The organism is Enterobacter pseudoroggenkampii (assembly GCF_026420145.1).
GTDB lineage: Bacteria > Pseudomonadota > Gammaproteobacteria > Enterobacterales > Enterobacteriaceae > Enterobacter > Enterobacter pseudoroggenkampii.
In genome coordinates, this window is sequence record NZ_JAPMLV010000006.1 from 1 (window position 1) to 24,522 (window position 24,522).

33 protein-coding genes are annotated in these 24,522 nt (G+C 55.9%); 10 read left to right on the top strand and 23 right to left on the bottom strand.

The annotated features are described in order from the left end of the window. From OTG14_RS19485 to OTG14_RS19560, 16 genes are all read right to left on the bottom strand, one after another. The coding region (locus OTG14_RS19485) for a phage tail protein (RefSeq protein WP_267215637.1) at nt 1-696 on the bottom strand (696 nt) is incomplete at its 3' end. Continuing rightward, nucleotides 693-1,301, bottom strand: a complete 609-nt coding sequence (locus OTG14_RS19490) for a phage tail protein I (protein WP_267215638.1) — start codon at nt 1,299-1,301, stop codon at nt 693-695. The genes OTG14_RS19490 and OTG14_RS19485, both read right to left, overlap by 4 nt. Next, nucleotides 1,294-2,202: a baseplate assembly protein gene (locus OTG14_RS19495; RefSeq protein ID WP_032650293.1), complete on the bottom strand. Its 909-nt coding sequence runs from the start codon at nt 2,200-2,202 to the stop codon at nt 1,294-1,296. The genes OTG14_RS19490 and OTG14_RS19495 overlap by 8 nt, the downstream gene beginning before the upstream one ends. 5 nt (nt 2,203-2,207) lie before the next feature. Beyond that, on the bottom strand, nt 2,208-2,558 hold the full coding sequence (locus tag OTG14_RS19500) for a GPW/gp25 family protein (RefSeq protein ID WP_090418761.1): 351 nt from the start codon (nt 2,556-2,558) through the stop codon (nt 2,208-2,210). Continuing rightward, nucleotides 2,555-3,196, bottom strand: coding sequence for a phage baseplate assembly protein V (locus OTG14_RS19505; protein WP_267215639.1), 642 nt, complete (start codon nt 3,194-3,196; stop codon nt 2,555-2,557). The genes OTG14_RS19500 and OTG14_RS19505 overlap by 4 nt, the downstream gene beginning before the upstream one ends. 112 nt (nt 3,197-3,308) lie before the next feature. Next, nucleotides 3,309-3,776, bottom strand: a complete 468-nt coding sequence (locus OTG14_RS19510; protein WP_048990835.1) for a phage tail protein — start codon at nt 3,774-3,776, stop codon at nt 3,309-3,311. Next, entirely contained in the window at nt 3,739-3,984 is a 246-nt protein-coding gene (gene lysC / locus OTG14_RS19515) for an Rz1-like lysis system protein LysC (protein ID WP_230581841.1), read from the bottom strand. The genes OTG14_RS19510 and lysC overlap by 38 nt, the downstream gene beginning before the upstream one ends. After that, nucleotides 3,872-4,297, bottom strand: coding sequence for an Rz-like lysis system protein LysB (gene lysB / locus OTG14_RS19520; RefSeq protein ID WP_024906440.1), 426 nt, complete (start codon nt 4,295-4,297; stop codon nt 3,872-3,874). Before lysB ends, lysC begins: the two co-directional genes overlap by 113 nt. Continuing rightward, entirely contained in the window at nt 4,294-4,803 is a 510-nt protein-coding gene (locus OTG14_RS19525) for a lysozyme (RefSeq protein ID WP_024906439.1), read from the bottom strand. Before OTG14_RS19525 ends, lysB begins: the two co-directional genes overlap by 4 nt. Further along, nucleotides 4,787-5,008, bottom strand: coding sequence for a phage holin family protein (locus OTG14_RS19530; protein WP_023309247.1), 222 nt, complete (start codon nt 5,006-5,008; stop codon nt 4,787-4,789). The genes OTG14_RS19525 and OTG14_RS19530 overlap by 17 nt, the downstream gene beginning before the upstream one ends. Then, nucleotides 4,999-5,202, bottom strand: coding sequence for a tail protein X (locus tag OTG14_RS19535; RefSeq protein WP_024906438.1), 204 nt, complete (start codon nt 5,200-5,202; stop codon nt 4,999-5,001). The genes OTG14_RS19530 and OTG14_RS19535 overlap by 10 nt, the downstream gene beginning before the upstream one ends. 178 nt (nt 5,203-5,380) lie before the next feature. Further along, nucleotides 5,381-5,821 carry a DinI-like family protein gene (locus OTG14_RS19540; protein WP_024906437.1) on the bottom strand — a complete coding sequence of 147 codons (441 nt, stop codon included), beginning with the start codon at nt 5,819-5,821 and terminating at the stop codon, nt 5,381-5,383. Between the two features lie 109 nt (nt 5,822-5,930). Beyond that, on the bottom strand, nt 5,931-8,120 hold the full coding sequence (locus tag OTG14_RS19545; RefSeq protein WP_267215640.1) for a replication endonuclease: 2,190 nt from the start codon (nt 8,118-8,120) through the stop codon (nt 5,931-5,933). A gap of 1 nt (nt 8,121) precedes the next feature. After that, nucleotides 8,122-8,343 carry a TraR/DksA family transcriptional regulator gene (locus OTG14_RS19550; RefSeq protein ID WP_032650300.1) on the bottom strand — a complete coding sequence of 74 codons (222 nt, stop codon included), beginning with the start codon at nt 8,341-8,343 and terminating at the stop codon, nt 8,122-8,124. Then, a complete protein-coding gene (locus OTG14_RS19555; RefSeq protein WP_029741400.1) occupies nt 8,343-8,570 on the bottom strand; it encodes a DUF2732 family protein in 228 nt (75 codons plus the stop codon). The genes OTG14_RS19550 and OTG14_RS19555 overlap by 1 nt, the downstream gene beginning before the upstream one ends. Before the next feature lie 68 nt (nt 8,571-8,638). After that, on the bottom strand, nt 8,639-8,977 hold the full coding sequence (locus OTG14_RS19560) for a DUF5347 domain-containing protein (RefSeq protein ID WP_024906434.1): 339 nt from the start codon (nt 8,975-8,977) through the stop codon (nt 8,639-8,641). 227 nt (nt 8,978-9,204) lie between these two features. Here OTG14_RS19560 and OTG14_RS19565 point away from each other — a divergent pair, with 227 nt between their 5' ends. From OTG14_RS19565 to OTG14_RS19590, 6 genes are all read left to right on the top strand, one after another. Next, nucleotides 9,205-9,780, top strand: coding sequence for a phage repressor protein CI (locus OTG14_RS19565; protein ID WP_024906433.1), 576 nt, complete (start codon nt 9,205-9,207; stop codon nt 9,778-9,780). A 271-nt stretch (nt 9,781-10,051) separates the two neighbouring features. Continuing rightward, the gene (gene tssD / locus OTG14_RS19570; protein WP_024906432.1) at nt 10,052-10,543 is read left to right on the top strand and encodes a type VI secretion system tube protein TssD; all 492 of its coding nucleotides are present in this window, start codon (nt 10,052-10,054) and stop codon (nt 10,541-10,543) included. A 12-nt stretch (nt 10,544-10,555) separates the two neighbouring features. Continuing rightward, nucleotides 10,556-10,918, top strand: coding sequence for a tlde1 domain-containing protein (locus OTG14_RS19575; protein ID WP_071994439.1), 363 nt, complete (start codon nt 10,556-10,558; stop codon nt 10,916-10,918). A gap of 101 nt (nt 10,919-11,019) precedes the next feature. Beyond that, the gene (locus tag OTG14_RS19580) at nt 11,020-11,382 is read left to right on the top strand and encodes a hypothetical protein (RefSeq protein ID WP_230581840.1); all 363 of its coding nucleotides are present in this window, start codon (nt 11,020-11,022) and stop codon (nt 11,380-11,382) included. A gap of 211 nt (nt 11,383-11,593) precedes the next feature. Then, a complete protein-coding gene (locus OTG14_RS19585; RefSeq protein WP_048991070.1) occupies nt 11,594-12,028 on the top strand; it encodes a hypothetical protein in 435 nt (144 codons plus the stop codon). Between the two features lie 205 nt (nt 12,029-12,233). Beyond that, on the top strand, nt 12,234-13,403 hold the full coding sequence (locus OTG14_RS19590; protein WP_267215641.1) for a coiled-coil domain-containing protein: 1,170 nt from the start codon (nt 12,234-12,236) through the stop codon (nt 13,401-13,403). Here the strand turns inward: OTG14_RS19590 and OTG14_RS19595 are convergent, their stop codons facing one another. Next, nucleotides 13,404-14,168, bottom strand: coding sequence for a siderophore-interacting protein (locus tag OTG14_RS19595; RefSeq protein WP_267215642.1), 765 nt, complete (start codon nt 14,166-14,168; stop codon nt 13,404-13,406). A 146-nt stretch (nt 14,169-14,314) separates the two neighbouring features. On the opposite strand from OTG14_RS19595, the gene OTG14_RS19600 reads away from it, so the two are divergent. Then, nucleotides 14,315-14,809, top strand: a complete 495-nt coding sequence (locus OTG14_RS19600; RefSeq protein WP_267215643.1) for a PadR family transcriptional regulator — start codon at nt 14,315-14,317, stop codon at nt 14,807-14,809. Here the strand turns inward: OTG14_RS19600 and OTG14_RS19605 are convergent. Beyond that, a complete protein-coding gene (locus tag OTG14_RS19605) occupies nt 14,806-16,365 on the bottom strand; it encodes a methyl-accepting chemotaxis protein (protein ID WP_024906426.1) in 1,560 nt (519 codons plus the stop codon). The genes OTG14_RS19600 and OTG14_RS19605 overlap by 4 nt on opposite strands. Nucleotides 16,366-16,701: 336 nt before the next feature. After that, nucleotides 16,702-18,222 (bottom strand): methyl-accepting chemotaxis protein, encoded by a 1,521-nt coding sequence (locus OTG14_RS19610; RefSeq protein WP_267215644.1) that lies wholly within the window; start codon nt 18,220-18,222, stop codon nt 16,702-16,704. Between the two features lie 435 nt (nt 18,223-18,657). Here OTG14_RS19610 and ygjG point away from each other — a divergent pair, with 435 nt between their 5' ends. Beyond that, a complete protein-coding gene (gene ygjG / locus OTG14_RS19615; protein WP_032650311.1) occupies nt 18,658-20,037 on the top strand; it encodes a putrescine aminotransferase in 1,380 nt (459 codons plus the stop codon). 36 nt (nt 20,038-20,073) lie between these two features. On the opposite strand, the gene OTG14_RS19620 is transcribed toward ygjG, so the two are convergent. Next, entirely contained in the window at nt 20,074-20,676 is a 603-nt protein-coding gene (locus OTG14_RS19620) for a helix-turn-helix domain-containing protein (protein ID WP_267215645.1), read from the bottom strand. A gap of 42 nt (nt 20,677-20,718) precedes the next feature. Between OTG14_RS19620 and OTG14_RS19625 the strand changes: the two genes are divergently transcribed. Next, complete coding sequence (locus OTG14_RS19625; RefSeq protein WP_267215646.1) at nt 20,719-21,405, top strand: B3/B4 domain-containing protein; 687 nt, start codon at nt 20,719-20,721, stop codon at nt 21,403-21,405. A 12-nt stretch (nt 21,406-21,417) separates the two neighbouring features. Next, nucleotides 21,418-22,266 carry a dihydrodipicolinate synthase family protein gene (locus OTG14_RS19630; RefSeq protein ID WP_267215647.1) on the top strand — a complete coding sequence of 283 codons (849 nt, stop codon included), beginning with the start codon at nt 21,418-21,420 and terminating at the stop codon, nt 22,264-22,266. Nucleotides 22,267-22,331: 65 nt separating this feature from the next. Here the strand turns inward: OTG14_RS19630 and lsrG are convergent, their stop codons facing one another. From lsrG to lsrB, 3 genes are read right to left on the bottom strand one after another with little or no spacing between them, the layout of a single operon-like run. After that, the gene (gene lsrG / locus OTG14_RS19635) at nt 22,332-22,625 is read right to left on the bottom strand and encodes a (4S)-4-hydroxy-5-phosphonooxypentane-2,3-dione isomerase (RefSeq protein WP_090418794.1); all 294 of its coding nucleotides are present in this window, start codon (nt 22,623-22,625) and stop codon (nt 22,332-22,334) included. Then, entirely contained in the window at nt 22,622-23,509 is an 888-nt protein-coding gene (lsrF, locus tag OTG14_RS19640; protein ID WP_048992618.1) for a 3-hydroxy-5-phosphonooxypentane-2,4-dione thiolase, read from the bottom strand. Before lsrF ends, lsrG begins: the two co-directional genes overlap by 4 nt. A gap of 11 nt (nt 23,510-23,520) precedes the next feature. Next, a complete protein-coding gene (lsrB, locus tag OTG14_RS19645; RefSeq protein WP_023333523.1) occupies nt 23,521-24,522 on the bottom strand; it encodes an autoinducer 2 ABC transporter substrate-binding protein LsrB in 1,002 nt (333 codons plus the stop codon).

Consider the following 24,522-nt stretch of genomic DNA (forward strand, 5'->3'; position numbering starts at 1 on the left):
AACCTCAATGGCTCCATCCGACCATATTACCCAAGCTCCATTTGCGTTACTTCCTCGACTGGTTACGTATTTAGCTCCTCCCAAACCAAGGTTTTTGAGAACCTCAGCACTCAACCCTGCATCGGCAATTTCTTTTAACGCATTGGCGATTAAAGGGTACTGTTTATGCGGATTATCAGCAGCAATATGCTTTTTCATCTGATCATCAGCGTAGCCCTTTACCTCAATAGCTTTATCGTCAACATACTGGCGCGTTGCCAGCACAACCGACGGATCAATTTTCAGGGAAATTGATGACGTGCTCGACACAATCAGAATCATACGAATGGTCTGCGTGCGACCACTGCCTTCCTGCAGCTGAGGCTTATAAGTCTCCGGGCAATTAGCCACGGCGATCAGAATGCCGTCGTCGTCATAGAGACCGATCTCTCGGATCCAGAAACCGCCCTCATTCTCGGGAATAATCTGTTCCGCGATGATCTGGCTGGTATTATTAGGGTCAACAGCGAGCAGGTTCAGCGGCGCTATGCGTTTTTGGTTGACGAGCTTCGTCTGCGCCGGATCGGGGGTTGGCAACGTTCCGTTAGCGTCGCCTACCGCCATTTGCGTCAGGTTGAGTTGCGTACCAAGTGCCGTCGCGTTAGCTAGCCGCGCAGCGCCCTGATTCGTCAGTATGGCAAAATATTTTGCGGTCATGCGTTCACTCTCAGGTTATCAATCAAATGGATGGCCGAGGCCGGGTAATAATCACCACCGACAATAAGTTCCTCAGTGGTGTAGGGGTAAATAGCCAGCGCATCGCCGTGATAGCATCCTGCGCCGACATAAAACTCTCCCGTCGAGCTCAGGCTGATAGCCAGCCCGGTCATGTGTCTACTTGCCGGTTTGGCATCCTCAATGAGACGTTCAAGCTCCTGATACATTTCGTCAGTGATGCCGTTATCAAGCACACCGACAACCAGACGGAATGTGCCAGGCTCCTCACCGAGCTGCCACCACTCGCGCACCTCAATCAAAAAGCCAAGCGGTTCCACCACACGACGCAATGCGCTGATGGTTCCTTTGTGCTGATGGACGAAAAATGAGGACATAATGACGCTGCGTTTGGTGCTCTCCGGCCACGCCTCATCCCAACGGTCTACCGACAGCGCCCATGCCAGGTAGGGAAGTAAATTCACCGGGCACGCGCTGGGGTTCCATAACGTGCGTAGCGGTACCGGCACACGCTCAATATTCGAGAGCGCAGCGGCAGCAGCGATTTCCAGCGGTGAGGACCCAACGGGTAATAGCCTGTCACTCATCCGAACCCCCGATCGCTATCTGATACGAGGTACAGTTCGAGGCCTGCGACTTACTCAGTACAATGTCAGAGTGGGGAGATTCCAGTTCAACGCGCTGCACGCCTTCAACGTGAAGTGCTGCATAAATGGCCGACAGGCGGATATCGCGTCCAAGGCGATGCTGTGCGCTGATATAATTTTGCAGCCTTTGCTCTGCAGCCTGCCTGATGGGTTCAGACTCTGGTCCGGGATAAACGTAGAGTGTTGCGTTTATCTTGTAAGGCACAATTTCTGCTGACTGAACAGTCACACGATCGCCGACCGGGCGGACGGTTTCAGCGTTAAGCGCTTTTTCAACAACCGCCAGTAGTTCAGGACGAGCGGTGCCATCACCCTCACGGGATAACACCGAAATCGTCACGTATGCAGGCTGAGGGCTATCAACCGAAACGTCAGCGACCCGTCCGTCGGCACTTCGACCATGATATTCATAGGCTCCAACCGGCCCCGCGACGCTCAATCCCTCAAATGCCTGCTGGGCGCGCAGTCGCAGGTCAGCGTCAGACTCCATGACGGCAGCCGTTGGCGGAATGGTAGTGTCATCTCCCGGGGTGATGGTCAGGCGTTCGGTATTATTGTTTCCCGCAATAACATCAAGGTCACGACCAGCAGAATAGGCAAGCGTCACAGCCAGCGCAGCCTCGTTAACCCGCTGGCGCCAGATGACTTCCCGGTAGGCGTTCTCCTGCAGCAGCTTCACAATCGGCTCTGACTCCAGGGTCAGCGTCCGTGCAATCGCCTCTCGCTCCTCTTCCGGATAGAGCGACACAAAGGTGGCCTTTCGTTCTGCCAACAGCGTTTCATAATCCACCTCCTCCACGACATCAGGCGCGGCGAGCTGGCTCAGATCAACAATAGCCATAGCGTTTAACTCAGTGAAATGGTGATAGAAAAGGATTGTCCGGAGATCGGGCGCGTGCCGGTGATATCGACATACAACGTCCCGTCGTTCTCCGAACGCTCGAAAGTGATGGCCGTCAGGCTTATCCGCGGCTCCCATTTCTGGATGGCGGAATAGCATGCGGCCATGATCTGCAGGCGCAGCGCCGGGCTCTGCGGCCTGTCAATCATCTCCGCCAGCAGCGAGCCGTAATCCCGCCGCATGACCCGCGAACCAATCGGCGTGACCAGGATGTCGCGCACGCTTTGCCGAATGTGTTCAGCCTCTGAAATGCTTAGCCCGGTCTGCCTGTTCATTCCCCTGTAACGCACCGTCATTGTGTCCCCTTAGTCCAGCTTCCGCCGCTTTGCACACTGCCGTGCGCGTGGTTGTCCACCTGCACTCCGTTGGAGGTCAATTTACCGCCGGAGTGCTCAATATTTCCGGTCATCACCCCGCCCTTCTGCACTTCCAGCGAGGCGGTAATTAACTTGTTGGTGCACACCACTTCAGGCGTATCCAGCGTGATACGGGACGTTGAGATGACCCGCACCTCCGGCACGGTGGCGGTCAGCGATTCAGAGGCGGTAATATCGGCCGTTTTAATGCCTGCAACCGTCAGCGCCCCGCGCCCGGGTTCGTACTCGATCACCGCGCCGTCCGGAAACGAGACGTGGAACGCATCAGGTGACCCGGACGGTGCCGGATGGTCGTCCGAGAAAATGCCGGGCAGCACAAAGGCGGTATCCAGCTCACCGCCGATGGCCAGCAGCAGCACCTGCTCTCCCTCGGAAGGGGCCCACCACACGCGCGAACGTCCCGCACGACAGGTTAGCCAGTTCAGCCAGGTGGTTTTCATCCCGCCGGTCTGGACACGACAAAGCCCTCTGTTGAGGTCAACGTCGGTCACAACACCGATACGAATCAGGTTGCGGATCGCGCGAGCGATACCGTTCATGGAAGTTAATGTATTCATGAGAAGAGAATGCCGTTCAGGACGAACGGCAGCAACGAGACGGGGTTTTCTGCGGGATGATACAACAAGCGGTCCAGACAGCAGGCGGTTGGCGGCCTTCAGCGCAGGGAGCTTAGTCCTCCCACTGGCTGACCAGCTCACCGTTGATGTACAACGCCTTCGGACGCGTGACGGGCTCCGGCAGCGGCGGCTCCGGGGAATAGGTCGCGTGCAGAGCGCCCTGCTCCTGAGTGACAAGAATGCGCTCGGTCAATTGCACGCTGATGGTGATATCCATCGTATCGTCATCGTTTAAGACGATCGTGAAGGTGTATCCGTTTTTGCGTCCTTCATCGAGGGTAAAAATATCCGGCTGATTTTCCCGCAGCCAGGCCAGCACCGGGACAAAAAATCCCTCGCTGTCGCCGGTGAAACCGCTGACCTTCGCGTTCAGCGCATACCGCTTTTCAAAGGAGAGCGAGGAGGCAAGTCGGGCGTCTATATTGCCGCTTCCGACCGACATCTGCAGGCGCTCCGGGTTGGCATTCAGCTGGGGGATCGCGTCAATTAATGCCTGACGCAGGCTCTTGAGTTTGTGCATCGAGTTTATCCTGACAGTCTTTTATGGTTTCAACCTGCAGCGCGCAGGCGATAAGGGCGTATTCCAGCCTGCGAATATCCGCGCTGAGATCGCCGTTAGTGGCGGGTTCGCTTCCCGGCATCGGGCAGCGGCTCACCTTCGGGCAGGCGTTGTAAACAATGGGCTGCGGAGGCACAGGCGGTGCGGGTGTGCAACCTGCGGACAGCATCAGGCAACTGAGCGGTATACCAGCGGCGTAACGCTTCATTTTCATTGAGTAATCTCCCGATAGTCGCTTCCCGTCTTGCCCTCTCCTCGCCCGCAGTAACAAGCTCCTCACGGAGCCTGACCTGGGCGTTTTCATTTGCTCTGGCCATCCGCTGAGACAGGGACAGCTGCTGGTTAAGCGTGGCGAGGGCCGTTTTTTGCTCGCTGGCGACCCGGTTGGCCGTGGCTAGAGAACGGGACAGGGTCTGGTTGTCATGACGAAGCCACAGCGTGATGGCCAGCAGTCCGGCCAGCATCAGCATGAGGACTCTCATGGCAGCCCCTTCATGCACCAGGCCTTCTCGCGGACACGACGATTTTCCAGCCCGGTATTTTTGACGCCGTTGACATACACCCAGCGGGTAAGCTGCCCGCACGCCTGCGACCACTGTTTACGTTTGATAAAGGAGACCAGAGTCGAGCGGCAGGCGGCGCCTGCGCCGACGTTAAAGGAAAAACTCACCAGCGCGTCGTAGACCCGCGGCGGCATCTCCACCGGCGCGCACGCCGCCAGACGACGCTCAACGTTGAGCACATCAGCGACCAGATTTACCGCGGCCTCACGCTCGGTAATGTCCCGCGTCGGCACGACGTTTGCCGTGTGGCCAATGCCTGACGTCCATACGCCCGCGCTGCACCGGTAGGGCGAGAGGCGACATCCTTCGAGATCGGCAATCAGCGCCAGCCCCTCCGGGGAGGTTTTCAGTAATCGAAAGTCAGGCATCAGCACCGCCAGGGCCAGCACGCCGGCGACGCTGCAACGCTTAATGATTGAGTTCACGAATGCTCTTCTTATCGAGGCCCAGAGACTGGAGGTAGCGCCAGGTTTTGCGCTTAAACCAGTAATTCGTCAGCGCGGTAAAAATGGCGCAAAGGCTCCCCACGTACAGCGCAACCTTTTCAGGAGACATCGCCCCGAACCAGGCCAGCGCCACGGCCAGCCAGTAGGCGATAACCGTGGTGATTTTCTCCAGGCTCAGTCCCATAGGTTTACGGATTCTTTGGTGGGGGCGCTATTCACCTCCGGCATCTCTACCGGCGTGCCGTGAGGCAAAATAACGCCTGACTCCGCGAGGCCAGGATTGGCCTTCAGAACGGCTTCTACGACGCCAGCCGTGCGCCCATAATAGCGGGCGCAAACGGCATCAAGCGTGTCCCCCTGCATTGCATAGATTTTCATCAGACGCTCCCAACATCCGGTTACCAGGTACTGTAGAGTTTCCCGGGCCGGCGGTCTTTTCGCCATCGCTGACGGATGGACAATCTCGGACACAACAGACCGTCCACAAGCAGCGAAGCGTGGGTCGACGAAAGCGCAAAATCTGAATGAGGGTGTACGTTCGGGCTATGACGCTGGGCTAACGCCAGCTCTCGTCTTCCCAGACTTCCCGGAGAATATTATCCAGCATTTCGCGATCGGCCTCTCCTTCAAGCCCCTGGAGCTCGACTCCCGTCACCGATCCTATTTTCACGCTCACCCGCGATGACGGAAACAGGGATCGTATTCTGCGGGTCAGTTCGCACTGAAAGGCTTCAACGACGGCATGGCCAATCTGCTGATCTTTATCAAGCGTAATGTTCACCCGAACGTTACCCTCTTTTTTGATTCGTTCCGGAACAGGCGATGCTGAGAAAACAACGGTAAATGCGTTGTTCTTGATTAAATTTCCCCGCGCAATCTCAGCAATCAAATTCAGGGCAATCTCACGATCTCTTTCCTGACATGTTCCTTCTGTCGTCAGTCGCGCAATCATCTCGACGCGTTCAATCATGACCTGCTCGTTCAACTCTCTGTCCACACAACCTCCACCACGAGATACTGTATAAACATACAGTAGCACGTATTCATAAAAAGAGTGAAGCGAAAAATCAGAACCCTTCACGGTATGTACATGATATGGATGGAGATTAGCGGGCTCTCTGAGCGAAGAGATCCGTTAAATACCCAATACGTTCAAGGATTTTCCGCGCCTTGTGCTGATAAGAACGCGCTGCCGGAAAGAGCGATCCGTCAGCTGCGCCTCTGCACCATTTGTCGTTAAAGCGGCTAACGCCGCCAGCCATAAGGTGCAGGGCCTCTCCGCGGCTGATGGCGATTCCGGTGGCGAGCCGTATCTCATCGATCACCTTCTCCGGAACCCCGTTCTGCGGGTCGCTCGCGAAGACGATGGGCGACGACGCGCCAGGGCGGATGAATTTGATGCGTTCGGTTAACGCCCGCCTCGCACGCCTGCTGAGGGGTTGAGAAAGATCGGTCTGCGTACAGTTATTGACAGAACTCCGAGAGGATACAGGTGCGTCCTTAAGATCCGCGGCCCGCTTCGGCACAATTTTCCACTGCGTGAGTCGGGTTATAATTGGGCTGCCCGCGCCAACGGCAGAATCGTACACGCCGCGGATGCGAACCGTTTCTTCGCCGTACTGGTTAAACCCGGCGCCCGGCTCATACAGGGTGCGCACCTGTAAATCATCGCGACGCACAAACGGGCCGCCCTGTGCAGTAACGTATCCCGCCCAGTCGCCGGCGTCGGCAGCCTCCTGGACGGCAGCAAACTCAACGCTCAGACCGCTCGCGGCCTCGGGATCCGCCAGACGTCGCAGCTCGCGGTAGACCGTTACCGGCGCGCCGCCGATAAACTGAAACTGGCGAATGTGCCAGCGCCCCGCCCAGGCCGACACGGCGGACGCCGTCTCCTTCAGCAGCCCACCGCTTTCGCTATCGGTCTCGCCATCGAGCGCATAGCCGTCGATATTCTTTGAGATGTATTTGGCAATATAGCCGGTAGCACTGCCTTTCTGCGGATCGATCGCGTCCGCGTGAAAGCGCGCCTGTCTGGCGCTTTCGCTCTGCAGCTCAACGGCATCCTCCTGCCGCGCGTAGTCTCCGATAATCCGACGAACGCATTCGACATCTTCCGGCAGCATAAACATCAGCATGTGCCAGTGGGGCGTACCGTCATGATGGGGTTCCGCAACGCGGATACCGAAAATACGGATCCCATCACGGTGGAGCTTTGCGCGGATGCGCGCCCACAGCCGGGTGAGGTAGCCTTGCGTCTCCGCCGGACTGGCCCCGTTCCACTTCGCGTTGGGGTAACCTGATTTCAGCGTCGCGTGATACTGCGCGGGCGCGGTTAAGGTATAGAACTCGCCCACATAGCCCAGCGCCTCACAGATATTTTCAAACCCGCGAATGCGGGTCATCAGTTCACAGCGTCGTATCGCCGGGTTGGCCACCGAGCTATCGAATTTTTCAATCAGGCTAATGCGGTTGCCCTCTTCATCTTCCAGCTCCATGCCCTTGAGAAATTCGCGGGTGCGGCGCTTCTGCTCGCGCCACTCGGTCACGCAGCGTTTGCTCGCATACGCCGTTCTCCGTTTGCTGACGTTGCCGAGGGCAATCTGCAAATGCTCGCGCCAGGCCGCCGCGACCCGACGCAGACGCCCGCGCCACCACGCCTCGGAAAACATGCGGATCACCGCCGCGGCAACGTCATCTTTGTCGAAACACATCTTCGACACGCGCTCCCAGTGCGGAGGCGACACGTTGAACTGGCGGGCGATCAGTCCGGCGCGCTGATACCAGACGTACAGCGTCTGGTATTCGCCCATCTCAGCATCGTTAATATTCGCCAGCTCGCCGCGAATAAAGCTGGCGATATCGGCGGCCAGCAGGTCGATGTCCGCGCGGGACATATCCGGCAGACGGTTATAGCGGGCAACCAGTTCGACCATTCGCGAGGCAAGGTACTGCAGAAGCAGGGTATCGAAATGGCCGTCAAACACGGTTCGGGAGACTGCTTCATGCAAACCTGCGCAGGCATAGCGTTCAGAGACCCGCCGCAGGCGAGGTAACATTCTTTTGCAGAAGCGGATCAAAAAGGCGTTAGCCTGCGGGCTGCCACGATGCTGTTCGAGGGCGTCAAACGCGCGCCAGACCTCAAAACGCACGCAGTCAGGCTGCTGTGAAAGAGCCATTCTTGCCTGCTTCAGCGCCGCGAAAAGGCGATCGCGGCGCTGCTGTTGGGCATGGGTGAGATAAGGGCTGGCAATGGCCGACCGTGGGGCATTCCACGGATAAGCAAATGACGTCGCCAACTCATCCTCCACGGACGTGTTTATTTTTCATCTCTGCGATCTCCTGACAGGTGACGCACAGGGCTACGCCGGGCACCGCTATTCGGCGCGCCTCCGGTATCGGCGCCTCGCAGTCCTCACAGAGGAAACGCGAAGGCGATGCGGGTCGTCTGCGGGCACGATTAATGTGCCGCTCTCTGTCTTCTTGCTCGCGCGCCTGGGCAAGATCGATAAAATCGGCCATCAGTGCAGCTCCTGTGATTCACGCTCGTAGCGGGCCGCTTCGTGGCACAGCAGTTCGGCAACGTCTTCTCCGCTCATGCCGGTTTTGTAGATATGGCTCGCCAGCGCCTCCAGGCGCAGGGAGACCGCGAGGGCTCGCGCGCATCGTTCCTCCGTTTTTGCCTCTGCCAGCAGGCGTTTCAGTTCTTCACTTCCGGTCGGATAAGGGCGGTTTTCACTGTTTCGCATCACGCGTTCTCCTTAAATTCAGGCAAAAGGATGCCCGGCGGGTTTACGCCATTAGTTTTTGGGTTGGGTTATATCGGCATGGTCAGCCGTTCAGGAAATAAACTCACAACAGCACGAAAATGGTTCATGGCGTTAATCAGCGCCCGTTTCTCTTCGGTCGTCAGCTCGCTGATATCGCACTCATGCCGGGCGACGGGCAATCTCGCCAGGAAAAAGAGGGCGGCCAGCGCCCTGCAGTTCTCCTCAAAACAGGGATCGCGCTTATCGCGCAGCTCGGCCATAAACCGCGCCAGCTCTTTTCCGCTATCGCTCCCGTATCGGGCGCGCAGTTCAGCGACGTGGTTAAGCCCGTTAAGACGCGCTCCCACGCTAAGTGGAACCCTTGCACGGGCAGCTTCTATCGCCATATCACCCCTCGCATAAATTCACGCACGCTAATGTGCTGAAAACGGGTGTAGCACGGTTTTTTCCACCGTTTGATGATTGCGATTTCAGAAGCCATGCTGCATGATTCCCATTTTGATACTGTCTGCAATCATTAGCCTCTGTTTGCCAACATCTGCCGCTGATTGCCCGAATTTGCAATGATATTAATACCCAATTGAGTATTAGTAAACACCCAAAGGAATATATTTTGATCTTAGATTCTCAAGTGAATAATGAAGAGTTACTCGATAGAATCTGTCAGGTATATGGTTTCACGCAGAAAATCCAGCTGGCCCGGCACTTTAATATCGCCGCCAGCTCGCTTCAGAACCGCTACGCGCGCGGTACCGTCTCTTACGACTTTGCGGTTCAGTGCGCGCTGGACACCGGCGCGAGCCTTCGCTGGCTGATGACCGGCCAAGGGGCGCAGTTTGAAGGTCATCCCGTGCCGGGCGATCCCGTTTCAGTTTCGACATTCACACTCAGTGACGGGAGACTGGAAGAAAATTCCATTTTGAGTATAGACTCTGCTTTCTTTAGCAAACCGCTGGCGCGCGGCATCGCCGTCCGGGCGGAGGGGAAGCTGCACTTTATCGAAAAAGACGCATCGTTAACCGACGGCCTGTGGCTGGTTGAGATTGAAGGCACCGCCAGCATCCGCGACCTAACGCTGCTGCCGGGTAAAAAACTCCACGTGGCGGGCGGCAAGGTTCCGTTTGAGTGCGGTATCGACGAGATTAAAACGGTAGGGCGTGTGGTGGGGATCTATAGCGAAGTAAGCTGAGGATGTTTCATCCCCCCCTCGTGGCTGTGGATCTGCCGCAAGATAAACCGATACAGAGAAGCGAATTATATGTCCGTATAATTCGCTTCTCTGTTCTTGTTTAATCAGGCTTATAACACTCATAAAAAAATATATGTTTTTAAATTATATTTTTTATTACTTCATTCAACCAATGAATGCATGTAACTGTAGTGACACGAAATATTACAAACAGAAAAATCATGAAGGAGTAAGGTCAGAGAAATTAATTAAATAAATGGAGTTAACCAGAATGGCTATACCAGTTTATCTCTGGCTTTACAGCGAAGAAGGGAAACAGTTAAAAGGTAGCGTTGATGTACATAGACGCGAAGGTAGCATTGAAATAACCGGACTGTCACACGGCGTAGAGATACCTACAGATGATTACTCCGGAAAAATAACAGCCAAACGCCAACATTCTCCCTTTGTTTTTACAAAAGCGCAAGACGTCTCAAGTCCTTACCTTTATCAGATCGTTAGTACGGGAAGCGTTCTTAAATCTGCTGAGCTAAAATTTTATCGAATCAACCACGCAGGGCAGGAAGAAGAATATTTTAATATTTTTATGGAAAATGCACGTATTACCTGCATTGTGCCTTATATGGAAGATGTGAAGGATCCCGACTTCACACATTATGATCATATGGAAGCCATAGAAATGACATATGAAAAAATAACATGGAAATATCTGGACGGTAACATTGTCCATTCCGATAGCTGGAAAGAACGCAGCGCGGCATAAGGGGAATAGCTCATGGCATGGACCTACTACCAAAGTACCGGTGAACTGTGGCATAAAGGTAAACTTATTGGCACAGGGTATTCCGGAAACCTGACAAACAAAAATAATCCAGACCGTCAGCACGTTAAGGGGATGGGACCATTACCACGCGGAACGTATCGCATAGGAGGCCATACATCCTCAAGGGGGCCAATGACAATTAACCTCAAACAAACCTCTGGTGAGAGCTATGGGCGATCGCTGTTTCGCATCCATGGTGAGAAAAAGGCACCAGCCATTCCTGGTTTTGCATCAGAGGGCTGCATTATCATGGGACCTCACATTCGCTCTAAAATAATTCTTTCGTCAGATCGTACGCTTGAGGTAGTTCGTTGAAAAAGTACGTGTTTTCTCTAATTACCTGCATTCTTACGGCTTCCTGTATAGCGTCAGAGAGTGACTGGATAACCTATATTAAGCTGGTGTCCAGCGCTGACATGGCAGCTATTCAGGCATTACCAGCGAAGATTAAAAGCACTGGTGATAATCTGGATGACGAGCATGCTGAACAGTTGGCGACCGCCATCAGCATGGCGCTTATCCGCGCCCCAGAATTAGTGCTGAATGTCACCAATCAATTTAAGTTGAACCCAGACCCTTTACAGCAACGGTTTGGAACCACTTTGATATGTAGCATACCGATGATGATACACAGCACTAATGCGGAGGTTGAAACCTATTTAGCAAAGGCTAAACCAGCATTGGAGAAAGCGGGCTCCCCAGCAAGAGAATGCTTAAGCAATATGCTCGATGTAATCAATGAGGTTAAGCAAGAAAAGGATAAGGACTCAAAACGTTAGCATCATATTATAACAAGCGCTCTTCTGAGCGCTTAATCTTTGAACCATTAAATAATAAACTACATATCACTCCAGTTTATCCAAAAATAAAAGAGCACATGGCTAAATCCTCCCTTTCAACCATCACCGTATCAAATAACAGCGGCTGCTCGGCTATGAGTGCGACGCAGAAATTTGAAAATATCTATATCCCACCGGGAATGAACTTGATATGAAAACGATGCAGCTGTTTTTGATTATGTTAGTGATATCGCACGTGGCTTATGCAAATGACTGTACTTCTGTTGAAGAAATGGACAAGGCAGATAACGCAGCCTCTGCCATTCAGGACTGGCAAGGCATCCATTCTTTTTACAAAAATTACAGACAGTGTGATGAGGGATATATCGCAGAAGGGATATCAGCGACTATTGTCGGGCTGTTAGCCAACAACTGGAAGACCTCCCATCAACTCATGCAGCTATCTGTAAACGATCGCGCTTTTGAGTCATGGATGATTAATCACATCGATACGACCACGAACGATCGCGAGCTCGATAAAGTCGTGAGAAACGCCACGGATAGCTGTCCCGAAGGCGGTAAAGCGTTCTGCAATCAGATTGAGAATGCCGCACAAGGCGCGTTGAAGGAACTGCAAAGCCCATAGCCAAGAATGGTTTCACAGGTAGAGCAGGAAACGGAGCTATCCTCACCCTCCACCTTACAGGCTCCTGCTCACTTCCCCACCTCACAAACTGCAAAACTAAAGAAATCCCCCATCGCGCCGATCATCATCCGTGTGTATTATTTCCTGTAGCTTTTACAACAACTAACCTTAACTCAAATACTTAAGCGCCAAAGCGAAAGGCATCATGAGCACACCGATCAAACGGCTAGAAATCATTAAAAATGCCATTGAACTGGAAGATGACGACATCATCCAGAGCCAGCTGACACGCCTGAAAAATGAAGCGTTTGACGATGAGCTACAGGCAATCGTCGTGGCGCTTGAGGAGAAGAACTACACCGCGGCCATGGCGGCCATTACCGCCTGGCTGCAGGGCCAGCGCGCCGTCACCCCGTGGCGCGACCCGCAGGTGGCAGCCAGCAAGCTGGAACTGAAGGCGCTGGAAGAGCGTCTGCGCGATCTGATTGACCGCCGCAACGCCCGCGTGCAGCAGCTTGATGAGTTTAACGATCTCTATTTTTCCCGCCTTGGGCCGCTGATGCAGCAGATCCTCGCCCTGCGTAAAACCCTGGCGGAGCTAAACCTGCGTCGTCAGCAGGCGGAAGCGCGTCGTCGCGAGGAAGATTACCGTCGCTGCCAGCACTATATGGCGCAGGCGGTAGAGGTGCTGGCGACGCTCACCCAGCGCTGGCGCGATCTCCCGGCCGATTCCGTACAGGCCGCTGAGGCGCGTAAGCATCTGGAACAGCAAAGCAATCTGATTGCCAACCTGCTGGCCGAAGCGCTGGAGCTGGAGAGCGGCTTAACGCGCGAAGAGGAGCCTGCGCGTCAGGCGCGCGACGAGGCGAACGAAGAGTACGAGAAGTATCGCGAACAGCATCACGATGCCGAAGTGCGGCTGCGCAAAGGTAAGCATCTTTCGGAAGAAGACCAGAACGAACTCAAGCGTCTCTGGCGGCAGGCGAGCAAGCTCTGCCACCCGGATCTGGTGGCGGACGATTTGAAAGAAGAAGCCAACAGCATGATGGTGCAGCTTAACCAGGCGAAGCAGAGCGGCGATGTGAAAGCCATTCGCTCGCTGGTAGCCCGCCTGCAACAGGGCTTCGAGCCATTGATGGCCAGCGACAGGCTGAACGATCTGGAACGTATCCGCAAAAAAATGGCGCAGGTCCGCGAGCAGATCGACATTTTAGTGAACGAGCTGGCGGAACTGGAGAAAGAGGAGTCCTGGCTGCTGGTCTCGTCGCTCAACAATATGGAAGCGTACTTCGCTCAGCAGGAGAAAGCGCTGCACGAGGTCCGCGCCTCGCTCGAACATCAGGTGAACGAAGCGCAGCTGGATTCCGCCGCCTGATTATTTGGCGTGCCAGTATGCGCTGGCACGCACCAGCTGCGGGTCAATCGCGTCGGCTTCAAACTGACGGCTCAGCGTTTTCACCACCTTCCCTTCCCCGGTCAGCCAGATGAAGTAGTCTTCCCCCGGAACGGTCAGCGCCGCCAGATGGTCTGCGACCGCCTGCGCGTTGTGGCCCACTACCCAGGTGATATTGAACCCGCTCAGGTGCGCCAGATAGTCTTTATAAGATTCGTCCCCGACCGTCACGACCGCATGAACCTCCGGGCGAATCGGCAGTTTAGCAATGCTTTCTAAGCGTCGACGCAGCGCGGGCATGCCGGACTCGTCGCACACGTACAGCTGCCAGGCGTAATCCTCCGGCACCACCAGCGAACCGCGCGGGCCGCCGATGGTCAGCGTGTCGCCCGCTTTCGCCTCGACCGCCCAGCTGCTGGCAATGCCGCCGTCATGAATGAAGAAATCGAGAACCAGCTCATGATTTGCCTCATCGTAGAGCGGCGTATAGTCGCGCGCCTGCGGACGCACGCCGTCGCCCCAGTCGATGCCTTCATCGGTGACCACCGGCGGCGTAAACGTCGTCCCGGGCGCCGGAAAAAAGACTTTGGTATGGTCGTCGAAACCGCGGGAGCTAAAGCCCTCCAGCGCCTCACCGCCTAAAACAATGCGCTGGAAACCCGCGCTGGCGCGCTCAACGCGGAGCACCGTCAGCTCGCGAAAACGCAGGTCATTACGAACACGCTGTGGATAACGAGTAGATGCCATTTTTAGACCCTTTTCTGGTGAATACGATATATCTAAATCAATTTTCAAATGATAATGATTACTAATAATGAAAAATGCAAGCTCTTTTAGATTGCATCTGAATATATCTTAGATATAGTTTAGATATATCAATTAAAGGACCTGTTATGCGACACGAAAACGACAGCGGCGGGCGACGACCGCGCTTTTTCGGCCACGGCGATCTGCGGCTGGTGATTCTGGATATCCTGACCCGCAGTGCGAGCCACGGCTACGAGCTGATCAAAGAGATCGAGAACCTGACCCAGGGAAACTACACCCCGAGCCCGGGCGTCATCTATCCAACCCTGGATTATCTTCAGGATCAGACCTTTATCACCATTACGGAAGAAGATAGCGGGCGTAAGCGCATTGCGATTACCGCTGAAGGACAGCGCTGGCTGGATGAAAACCGGGAACAGCTGGAACAGATCCAGGTGCGTATCAAAGCGCGCAGCGTCGGTTTTCAGCTGCGCAAAAACCCGCAGATGAAGCGGGCGCTGGATAACTTCAAAGCGGTGTTAGACCTGAAGGTGAATCAGGGAGAGCTCAGCGACGCGCAGCTTAAGCAGATTATCGGCGTGATTGACCGCGCGGCGCTGGAGATCTCCCAGCTGGATTAAGCCGGCGCGTGCTCGCTCACGCGGAAGACGCGTACCAGCTCTTTCAGGTGCATCGCCTGTTCGTTAAGCGATGCCGCTGCAGCTACAGACTCCTCCACCAGCGCGGAGTTCTGCTGGGTGGTGGCATCAATCAGGCCAATCGCGCTGTTAATCTGCGAGATACCTTCCGTCTGCTCGTGGCTGGCCTGGCGAATTTCCCGCAGAATCACGTCCATCTCCTCCACGTTGCCCACCATCCCGTTGATCAGCCCACTCGCTTTTTCGACCAGGTTCATCCCGTCCTGGGTCTGGCTGGTGGAGCTCTCAATCAGCTCACGGATTTCGCTGGCAGACGACGCGCTCTTCTGGGCAAGCTGGCGAACCTCACCGGCCACCACCGCAAAGCCGCGTCCGTGCTCGCCGGCGCGCGCCGCTTCTACCGCCGCGTTCAGCGCCAGAATGTTGGTCTGGAACGCAATGGCGTCGATCAGGTCGATAATGTCGGACATCCGGTTCGATGTTTCGTTAATCAGGCGCATTTTGCTGGTCACCTGCTTCATCATCTCACCGTTGTTTTTGACCACCGTGGCGGCATCGGCCGAAAGGTTGGTCGCTTCCCCGGTATGCGAGGCAGTATTTTTCACCGTCGCGGTGATCTGCTCCATCGAGGCGGCGGTCTGTTCGACAGAACTTGCCTGCTCTTCCGTGCGCGCGGCCAAATCCTGGTTCCCGGCGACAATCTGCGCGGCTGCGCTGGAGATATTCTCCGAGCCGGTTTGCACCTGCTGCACAATGTCCAACAGTCGCGTCTTCATCTCCATCAGCGCATGCAGCAGCAGACCCGTTTCGTCTTTGCCGTGCGGCGTGATGCTGCCCGTCAGATCGCCCTCTGAAATGGCTTTTGCAAAATGCACCGCCTCGCCGAGCGGACGTGTGATAGCGCGCACGATAAACCAGCCAATCAGGCTGCCTGCCACGACGCTAAAGAGCGTGATCAGGATCAGCAGCAGGCGGTTAGACCTGAAATCTCCTTCTACCTGCGCCCCTGCACTCTGCATCTCGCTGTTTTGAATCGTAATCAGCTCCTTCACCTTCGCTTTATAAGCCTGCTGCACGGCGAGGGTGGTGGTCATCATCTCCTGAATAGCGCCCGCACGATTGTTGTTCTGCACCGCCTGCAAAATGCGGTAGCGCGAGTCCAGATACTGCTGGCGCACGCTGCGGATATCCGCCAGCACCTGCTGAGACTTTTGATCCTGCAGCGCGTTGTTCAGCTCGCCGAGGATCACCGTGATGTGCTCGCTGATCTCTTTCAGGCGCTGCTGCGATTGCCCCGTGTAGGTACCCTGCTCATCCAGCAGCATCAGCTGTTGCGTGCTAATAAATTCCTGGAAGTTATCGATTAACTGGTTCGCTTTTACCGTGGTCGGATAATCACTGGTAATAATGGATTGCATCCCGTTATTAGCCCGGTTCAGACTCAGCAGAGACAGGCTCGCGCTGATCGCCATCAGGACAATAAAGAATCCAAACGCCAGAAATAATTTCGTGCCGATCTTTACGTCATGTAAGAACATATTTTCTCCATCGATGTGATTATTTCTCAGACGATCGCTGTTATCGGTAACGAATTTGCTAACTTTATGACTTTGATCGTTTTTTTATTTCATAACCCTCACAATGCATAGGTGTAGGCTATTAATATTGCTTCATCGATCGTTACCAGACCGTCAAACGAGGTATTTTTGAAACAGGATTCTGAAGAACTGACTTAGGCAGGAATAAATAACTGAGGCACTTTCTTTAGTTATTTAATATGAACTTAACAATAAAATACATTAATAGTCACAACCAGAAAATAAAAAGCCGCTTATTCCTTACGGAATAAACGGCTTTTCCGGAACATTATTGACTCAATGGAGCACAGTCACCGCATCCTTAAGGCGTCCGGCGCGATGCTTCACCATCGCAGAAATGTGGGCGCTCTCCTCGACCAGGTCGGCGTTTTTCTGCGTGATGCTGTCGAGTTCAGCCACCGCGCGGGTCAACTCTGACAGTCCGGTTGCCTGCTCGGAGGTCGCGTGGCTGATCTGGGCGATAAGCTGCGTCACGTTTTTCACCTGCACAACGATATCATCCATCGTACGGCCTGCGGCGTGTACCTGCTCAGAGCCGGACTGCACCTTGCTGGCGCTGGCATCAATGAGTTTACGAATATCATTAGCCGCACTGGCGCTGCGGCTGGCGAGATGACGGACTTCACCCGCGACCACGGCAAACCCTTTACCCTGCTCCCCTGCCCTTGCTGCTTCAACCGCCGCGTTTAGCGCCAGAATATTGGTCTGGAAAGCGATATCGTTAATCAGGGAGGTAATCGAGCCAATTCGCTGCGTGCTGTCGGCAATGTCATCCATCGTTTTAACGACGGTCTGCATCGCATTGCCCCCTTTCGTTGCCGCGCTGCTCGCGGCCAAGGAGAGTTTGTCCACCTCGGCGGCGGTTTCGGAGTTACTCTGAACGGACGCGGCCATCTGGTTCATTGTCGCGACGGTCTGCTGCACGTTCGCCACGGTCTGACGCGTCCGATCGTTCAGATCTTCATTTCCCTGCGCCAGCCTGTCGCTGCCGTCACGGACGCTCACCACCTGGCTCGACACGTCATTGATTAACCAGCGGCACATCAGGCCCAGTTGCCCGACCGCACGCAGCGTCAGCCCCAGCTCGTCGCTGCGGTTCAGGTGCTGCACGCTGTTGCGCTCGCCGGTTGCGACCTTCAGCGCCTGTTGCGCCACATTCTCGATCGGGCGGACAATCTGTTGCTCAAACAGCAGCGTCCCCAGCAGCATTACCAGCGCGGCTGCGGCAAGCGGCATCCACCCGGCGGAGGTCGCGACCAGCGTGGCGGCGAGTACGGCAAAAAGCACCGCCATCACGCTGCGCACGCGCCAGCGCAGCGGCATTGCCGGCAGTTTGCCCAGCCAGCCCTTTCCGACCACCAGCCCTTTATGAATACGTTTTTTACAGCGCCCGTCGTTCAGCGCCCGGTAGAGCGGCTCCACGGTGGCAATCTCTTCCGCTGTGGCTTTGGTGCGAATGGACATATAGCCCGTCACCTGCCCGCGGCGCACCATCGGTACCGCATTCGCACGCACCCAGTAGTGGTCGCCGTTTTTGCGCCGGTTTTTAACAATCCCGCTCCACGGCTCGCCCTGCTGCAGCGTGTACCACATATCGGCAAACGCGGCTTTTGGCATATCGGGATGGCGTACCATATTGTGCGGCTGGCCCGTCAGCTCATCGAGCTGGTAGCCGCTCACCTGCACAAAGGTGTCGTTGGCGTGTGTGATATAGCTGTGGACGTCTGTGGTAGACATTAAGGTGGTGTCATCGTCCAGAGGATATTCATTCTGGGTGACATAGGTTGGAGAGGACATCGTGGGCATCCCTTGCAGGTTATTTGAATGTTAATTTTGTGGGTCAATGTTTTTTCGGCGGTAAACAATTTATCTTTAGTTGTTAAACTTGATGGAGATCGCAGATTTGACTTAAACCATACTTTTTGTACGATTTTTTAATTCATTGATTTCAAATACTTTCGTAAAGAAATTACCTGTAAAGCATGACCCGTTAACGCCCACTTAAGTTGCAGCGAATGCACCTCTTTAGTGCAGCTGCGCGTTTCCGTCCTCATTTATCCTCTCTTTCCTGTACCGCTAAATCCCGTTTCGGTTGCTCCGGCATGATTAAATATTGTGCAACATTATTTTAACCTGGCGTTTATCCCGATTTTCGTTAAGTCATCTGAAGTGGCGTAATCCCTGCAATACTTAACTCAGTATCATGTGATACGCGATCCCCGGGAGCACATTTTGAACAGGTTACCTTCCAGCGCCTCGGCTCTTGCCTGTACCGCGCACGCACTGAATCTCATTGAGAAGCGAACGCTCGATCATGAGGAGATGAAACAACTTAACCGAGAGGTCATCGATTACTTTAAAGAGCACGTCAATCCAGGGTTTCTGGAGTATCGCAAATCTGTTACCGCCGGCGGGGATTACGGAGCCGTAGAGTGGCAAGCGGGAAGTCTGAACACGCTTGTCGACACCCAGGGACAGGAGTTTATCGATTGCCTGGGAGGTTTTGGAATTTTCAACGTGGGGCACCGTAATCCAGTTGTGGTTTCCGCCGTACAGAATCAACTTGCGAAACAACCTCTCCATAGCCAGGAACTGCTTGACCCGCTTCGCGCCATGCTCGCGAAAACGCTGGCGGCCTTAACGCCCGGCAAACTGAAGTACAGCTTCTTTAGCAACAGCGGCACGGAATCGGTCGAAGCGGCGATTAAACTCGCCAAAGCGTACCAGTCGCCGCGCGGGAAATTCACCTTTATCGCCACCAGCGGCGCGTTCCACGGGAAATCCCTGGGCGCACTGTCTGCTACCGCCAAATCCACCTTCCGCAAACCGTTTATGCCGCTGCTGCCGGGCTTCCGCCACGTGCCGTTTGGCGACATCAACGCCATGCGCACCGCGCTGAGCGAATGCCGCAAGACCGGCGATGACGTGGCGGCGGTGATCCTGGAGCCGATTCAGGGCGAAGGCGGCGTGATCCTCCCTCCGCAGGGCTATCTGCCCGCCGTGCGTCAGCTGTGCGATGAGTTTGGCGCCCTGCTGATCCTCGACGAAGTCCAGACCGGGATGGGCCGCACGGGCAAGATGTTTGCCTGCGAGCACGAGAACGTGCAGCCGGACATCCTGTGCCTGGCGAAGGCGCTCGGCGGCGGCGTGATGCCGATTGGCGCGACGGTGGCCACCGAGGAGGTCTTCTCGGTGCTGTTCGACAATCCGTTCCTGCATACCACCACCTTTGGCGGTAACCCGCTGGCCTGTGCGGCCGCTCTGGCGACCATTAACGTGCTGCTGGAGCAAAACCTGCCCGCGCAGGCGGAGCAGAAAGGCGACATGCTGCTGGACGGCTTCCGTCAGCTAGGCCGGGAGTATCCGGACCTGGTGCAGGACGCGCGTGGGAAAGGGATGCTGATGGCGATTGAGTTTGTTGATAACGAAACCGGCTACAGCTTCGCGAGCGAGATGTTCCGCCAGCGGGTGCTGGTGGCCGGAACGCTCAACAACTCGAAAACCATCCGCATTGAACCGCCGCTGACGCTGACGATTGAGCAGTGTGAGCAGGTGCTGAAAGCGGCGCGTAAAGCGCTGGCAGCGCTGCGGGTGAGCGTGGAAGAGGCGTAATCAACGCCGGGTGGCGTTACGCTACCCGGCAGTTTTTTATCGGTGAAACTCCGCCACCGTCATGGTGAAGCGAAGCACGGTATCGCTTTCATTGGCGTAGCCGTGCGACACTTCCGTTTTCGCCACCGCCGACGCACCAGCGTTAACCTGGGTCACCGTCTCATCCACCGTCAGCGTTAACTCGCCCTCGTTTACGTGCAGCAGCTCAAAGGTTCCCGCCGGGTGCCCCGGAGAGGTAAACCGTTCTCCCGGCTGCATCTCCCACTGCCATAACTCAATCATGTCAGGTCCCGCGGTACCCGCCAGCAGTCTGGCGCGTCCACCCAGCGCGCCCTGCCACAGCACCGGAATCGCCTCTTCTTCGATAACGTGTACCAGCGGCTCGCTGGAGACGTTGACGATATCCGCCACGGAGATGCCGAGCGCGGCGGCCAGCTTGCACAAAATGGCGATGCTGGGATTGGCTGCGCCCTTTTCGATCTCCACCAGCATCCCTTTGCTGACGCTGGCGCGGCGGGACAGCTCGTCCAGCGACAGCTTTTTCTCTTTACGCCAGTTGCGGATGCGGTTCGCCACGGCCAGGCTTACCTGGGCAACATCGGCACCCGAATCAGTCATTATATTGACTTTATCAGTCATTGGTCACTACCATGGTATAAAACAGTCAATACAGGATTATTTATGTCTCTCGTTACGCCGTCAATAGATTCGCGTCTTGCCGGGATTGCCCCAGGCTTTCGGGCGCTGAGCATTCTGGTTGAAGCTGCGCCGATTACCCACCCGGAGGTAGCGCCCGCCGCGCTGGCGCAGGCCTGCCAGCAGATGTTGAATGATGATGTGCCGTGGGCTGATGCACACCTTTCAGACTGGGATGAGGTGTTTAAAGCCTTCGGCGCGAAACCGAAACGCACGCCCTGTTCCGCCGCGGCCCTGCGCAAGCGGGTACTGAAAGACGGTTCGCTGCCGTCGCTGGATCCGGTGGTGGATATCTATAACGCGGTGAGCATTCGCTATGCCATTCCGGTGGGTGGGGAAAATCTCGCGGCGTACTCGGGTGCGCCGCGTCTGACGCTGGCCGAAGGCAGCGAGCCGTTTGATACTTTAAAAGAGGGGCAACCAGTGGTGGAACATCCGGAACCAGGCGAAGTTATCTGGCGCGACAATCTCGGCGTCACCTGCCGCCGCTGGAACTGGCGACAGGGGGTGCGTACCCGTCTGGATAGCCAGGCGCAATTTATGTGGTTTATTCTTGAAAGCCTGCCGTCGATGCCGCTTGCGGCACTGGAAGAGGCGGGAGAAGAGCTGGTCAACAACCTGCAGCGGCTGATGCCGGGGGCCACGGCTCAGGTTAAGATGCTGACGCTGTAAGAGGACAACACGATGTTTCACGGATTAAGCGCTTTTCCGTTAACCCCCCTGAAAGAGGGGACGTTTGACGAGCAGTCCTTCATTAATCTTCTGCGCCCCGTGGTCGACGCTGGCGTGGATTCTCTGGGCATTCTCGGCTCAACGGGAAGTTATGCCTATCTGACCGTAGAAGAGCGTGGTCGGATCGCACGCTGCGCGGTGGCGCATGCTGATGACATTCCGGTCATCGTCAGCATTGGCGCATTACGGCTGGACGATATTCTGCGTCTGGCTGACGACGCGCAATCGGCAGGTGTCTCCGGCTTGCTGCTGGCGCCCGTGTCGTACCAGCGATTAACGGAAGACGAAGTGTTTAATCTCTATGAAACGGTAACCCGCCAGATCTCCGTACCGCTGTGCATTTATGATAATCCCGCCACGACCGGTTTTTCATTTAGCGATGAATTGTTATTTGCCGCCGCGGCCCTGCCGAATATAGGCTCCATAAAGCTTGGCCGCGTGCCGGAGGACCTGTCGCAGGTACGGGCTCGTCTTCCTGATACCGTCACGCTGGGTATCGCCGGCGACTGGCGAGCGGCCTCCGCCCTGCAGGCCGGGTTTGACGTCTGGTACTCGGTGCTCGGCGGATTGTTCCCGCAAACAGCGCTGGCGATTGCCCGTTCGAAAGAGGCGGCACAATCCGAGCGGCTGGAGCCGCTGTGGGAATTGTTCCGTCGATACGGCAGCTTGCGGGTGGTAGCGGCAGCGGCAGAAATGCTGGGGAAAGTGGAAACACCCGCGCTCCCCTTCCCGCTTCAGGCTATTCAGGGTGAGCCGCGCGAAGCGCTTGCTGCGATACTTGCGGATCTGGTGCTGGCCTGAACAATGCCGGGTGGCGCTAACGCCTACCCGGCCTACAAAAGCAACACAACCTCTTACCCGTACCGTTACTCCGGCAACAACCCCACAAAACTCCGTTTCTTACGTGGCTCCGACATCAATTCCTCAAGCTTATCCACGCACGCCAGATAGTGCGGTGTTTGCTTATGCGCCAGCACCGCCTCTTCGTCTTTATAGGCTTCGTAGATAAAGAAGCGGGTTTTCACCCTCGGGTCCTGCAATACGTCAAAGCGCAGGTTTCCCGGCTCCTTGATTGCCCCCTCGTGGTTGGCGCGGAATACCTCCACAAACTCGTCCACCCGCTCGGGCTTAATGTTGATTTCAACCAGCGTCACGTTCATTTTGCTTCTCCCTGTTTCTCTTCCTGCCAGAACTGGAACGCATCGCGGGCGTTCCAGTTCTCGTGAACCACTTTTTTCACCGCCTTCAGCATGGCGAGCGGCGCGCTGGACTGGAAGATGTTGCGCCCCATGTCCACGCCGGATGCTCCCTGATCTATCGCACGCCAGCACATCTCCAGCGCCTCGTGCTCCGGCAGCTTTTTGCCCCCGGCGATGACAATCGGCACCGGACAGCTGGCGGTCACTTTTTCAAAGCCTTCATCCACGTAGTAGGTTTTGACGAACTGCGCCCCCATTTCGGCGGCGATGCGGCTGGCGAGCGAGAAATAGCGCGCGTCACGCGCCATCTCTTTACCGACCCCCGTCACCGCCAGCGTCGGCATGCCGTAGCGCGCGCCCGCATCGACAAGCTTGATGATGTTGTTGATCGACTGGTGCTCAAACTCGCTGCCGATATAGACCTGTGCCGCCACGGCGCAGACGTTCAGGCGCAGCGCGTCCTCCATCGCCACCGCCACGCACTCGTTCGACAGCTCGCCCAGAATCGAATTACCGCCGGAGGCGCGCAGCACCACCGGTTTGTTCGTGGCGGCGGGCACCTGGCTTCTGAGGATGCCGCGGGTGCACATCAGCACGTCGGTTTCACCAAACAGCGGCGCGATGGAGAGATCGATACGCTCAAGGCCGGTGGTCGGCCCCTGAAAGTAGCCGTGGTCAAAGGCCAGCATCACCGTACGGTTGCTCTTAGGGTTGAAGATGCGTGCCAGGCGGGACTGCATGCCCCAGTCCAGCGAGCCGCAGCCCTTCAGCGTGAACGGCACGTTGACCTGCGGCGTGCCGATGCCAAAATCCTTACCGTCTTTGATATCGTCTAAATCAGCCATTTGCTCCCCCGTCAGAAATCGTATTTGCTGATGTTCTCTTTGGTGAACACCACCCGCTCCGGCAGCAGCACGATGCCGTTGCCCTTCGCCTCATACTGGTAACCCTGCACGCTGTTCGGCTCGACCTTCAGCGCCCCGATATTTTTTACGTCCACGCTGTCGCCGACGTTAAGATCGCCTTTTTTCAGCAAACGATCGGCGACATTGACCGCAATTTTGCCCTGTTGTACGACATCCCACAGGCCGAAAGCTTTTACCGTGCCGCGCTCAACGTACGGACGCATCACGTTCGGCGTACTGAACCCGACAATCGCCACCCCTTCGCGCTTCAGGTTTTCCGCCGCCTGCGCAGCGGCCGGCAGCGCGTTGGCATCCGGGGCGATGATCGCATCCAGATCCGGATACGCTTTTAAGATCCCTTCGGCGGTTTGCAACGATTTGGTGGCGTCGTTATAGCCAAACTGGGTAGTGACGACCTGCCACTGGGGATGATCTTTCTCGATTTTGGCCTTCGCCTCTTTCACCCACTGGTTCTGGTCGGTGACGGTGGGGCTGGAGTAGAAGAACGCCACTTTGGCATTCGGTTTGGTGACCTGCTTGCCCGCCATCTCCACCAGCAGGCCGCCCAGCTGTTCCGGCGTTCCCTGGTTGATATAGATGCTGCGGCACTCCGGTTTGGTGTCGGAGTCCCAGGTCAGAACCTTGACGCCGCGCTGCATCGCGCGCTTGAGCGCCGGGCAGAGGCCGTCCGGCGACACGGCGGAGACGATGATGGCGTTATAGCCCTGGTTGACGAAGTTATTGATCAGCTGCACCTGGCCGGAGACGCTCGGCTCGGTCGGGCCGTCGTAGGTGACGTCCACACCGAGGTCTTTCCCCGCCTCTTTCGCGCCGTTGCCGCCGCTGGTGAAGAAGCCCACGCCCACCAGCTTCGGGATAAAGGCAATGCGGTCCGCCGCCTGCGCCGAAGCGAAGCTGAGGGCCATTGCCAGGACGAACAGTTTTGTTTTCAT

Bases quoted from the DNA above. Each gene is read 5' to 3' on its own strand.
- OTG14_RS19490 (WP_267215638.1), bottom strand. From the start codon at position 1,301: ATGAGTGACAGGCTATTACCCGTTGGGTCCTCACCGCTGGAAATCGCT.
- OTG14_RS19495 (WP_032650293.1), bottom strand. From the start codon at position 2,202: ATGGCTATTGTTGATCTGAGCCAGCTCGCCGCGCCTGATGTCGTGGAG.
- OTG14_RS19500 (WP_090418761.1), bottom strand. From the start codon at position 2,558: ATGACGGTGCGTTACAGGGGAATGAACAGGCAGACCGGGCTAAGCATT.
- OTG14_RS19505 (WP_267215639.1), bottom strand. From the start codon at position 3,196: ATGAATACATTAACTTCCATGAACGGTATCGCTCGCGCGATCCGCAAC.
- OTG14_RS19510 (WP_048990835.1), bottom strand. From the start codon at position 3,776: ATGCACAAACTCAAGAGCCTGCGTCAGGCATTAATTGACGCGATCCCC.
- lysC (WP_230581841.1), bottom strand. From the start codon at position 3,984: ATGCTGTCCGCAGGTTGCACACCCGCACCGCCTGTGCCTCCGCAGCCC.
- lysB (WP_024906440.1), bottom strand. From the start codon at position 4,297: ATGAGAGTCCTCATGCTGATGCTGGCCGGACTGCTGGCCATCACGCTG.
- OTG14_RS19530 (WP_023309247.1), bottom strand. From the start codon at position 5,008: ATGGGACTGAGCCTGGAGAAAATCACCACGGTTATCGCCTACTGGCTG.
- OTG14_RS19535 (WP_024906438.1), bottom strand. From the start codon at position 5,202: ATGAAAATCTATGCAATGCAGGGGGACACGCTTGATGCCGTTTGCGCC.
- OTG14_RS19550 (WP_032650300.1), bottom strand. From the start codon at position 8,343: ATGGCCGATTTTATCGATCTTGCCCAGGCGCGCGAGCAAGAAGACAGA.
- OTG14_RS19555 (WP_029741400.1), bottom strand. From the start codon at position 8,570: ATGCGAAACAGTGAAAACCGCCCTTATCCGACCGGAAGTGAAGAACTG.
- OTG14_RS19560 (WP_024906434.1), bottom strand. From the start codon at position 8,977: ATGGCGATAGAAGCTGCCCGTGCAAGGGTTCCACTTAGCGTGGGAGCG.
- tssD (WP_024906432.1), top strand. From the start codon at position 10,052: ATGGCTATACCAGTTTATCTCTGGCTTTACAGCGAAGAAGGGAAACAG.
- OTG14_RS19575 (WP_071994439.1), top strand. From the start codon at position 10,556: ATGGCATGGACCTACTACCAAAGTACCGGTGAACTGTGGCATAAAGGT.
- OTG14_RS19580 (WP_230581840.1), top strand. From the start codon at position 11,020: ATGGCAGCTATTCAGGCATTACCAGCGAAGATTAAAAGCACTGGTGAT.
- OTG14_RS19585 (WP_048991070.1), top strand. From the start codon at position 11,594: ATGAAAACGATGCAGCTGTTTTTGATTATGTTAGTGATATCGCACGTG.
- OTG14_RS19590 (WP_267215641.1), top strand. From the start codon at position 12,234: ATGAGCACACCGATCAAACGGCTAGAAATCATTAAAAATGCCATTGAA.
- OTG14_RS19595 (WP_267215642.1), bottom strand. From the start codon at position 14,168: ATGGCATCTACTCGTTATCCACAGCGTGTTCGTAATGACCTGCGTTTT.
- OTG14_RS19600 (WP_267215643.1), top strand. From the start codon at position 14,315: ATGCGACACGAAAACGACAGCGGCGGGCGACGACCGCGCTTTTTCGGC.
- OTG14_RS19605 (WP_024906426.1), bottom strand. From the start codon at position 16,365: ATGTTCTTACATGACGTAAAGATCGGCACGAAATTATTTCTGGCGTTT.
- OTG14_RS19610 (WP_267215644.1), bottom strand. From the start codon at position 18,222: ATGTCCTCTCCAACCTATGTCACCCAGAATGAATATCCTCTGGACGAT.
- OTG14_RS19620 (WP_267215645.1), bottom strand. From the start codon at position 20,676: ATGACTGATAAAGTCAATATAATGACTGATTCGGGTGCCGATGTTGCC.
- OTG14_RS19625 (WP_267215646.1), top strand. From the start codon at position 20,719: ATGTCTCTCGTTACGCCGTCAATAGATTCGCGTCTTGCCGGGATTGCC.
- OTG14_RS19630 (WP_267215647.1), top strand. From the start codon at position 21,418: ATGTTTCACGGATTAAGCGCTTTTCCGTTAACCCCCCTGAAAGAGGGG.
- lsrG (WP_090418794.1), bottom strand. From the start codon at position 22,625: ATGAACGTGACGCTGGTTGAAATCAACATTAAGCCCGAGCGGGTGGAC.
- lsrF (WP_048992618.1), bottom strand. From the start codon at position 23,509: ATGGCTGATTTAGACGATATCAAAGACGGTAAGGATTTTGGCATCGGC.
- lsrB (WP_023333523.1), bottom strand. From the start codon at position 24,522: ATGAAAACAAAACTGTTCGTCCTGGCAATGGCCCTCAGCTTCGCTTCG.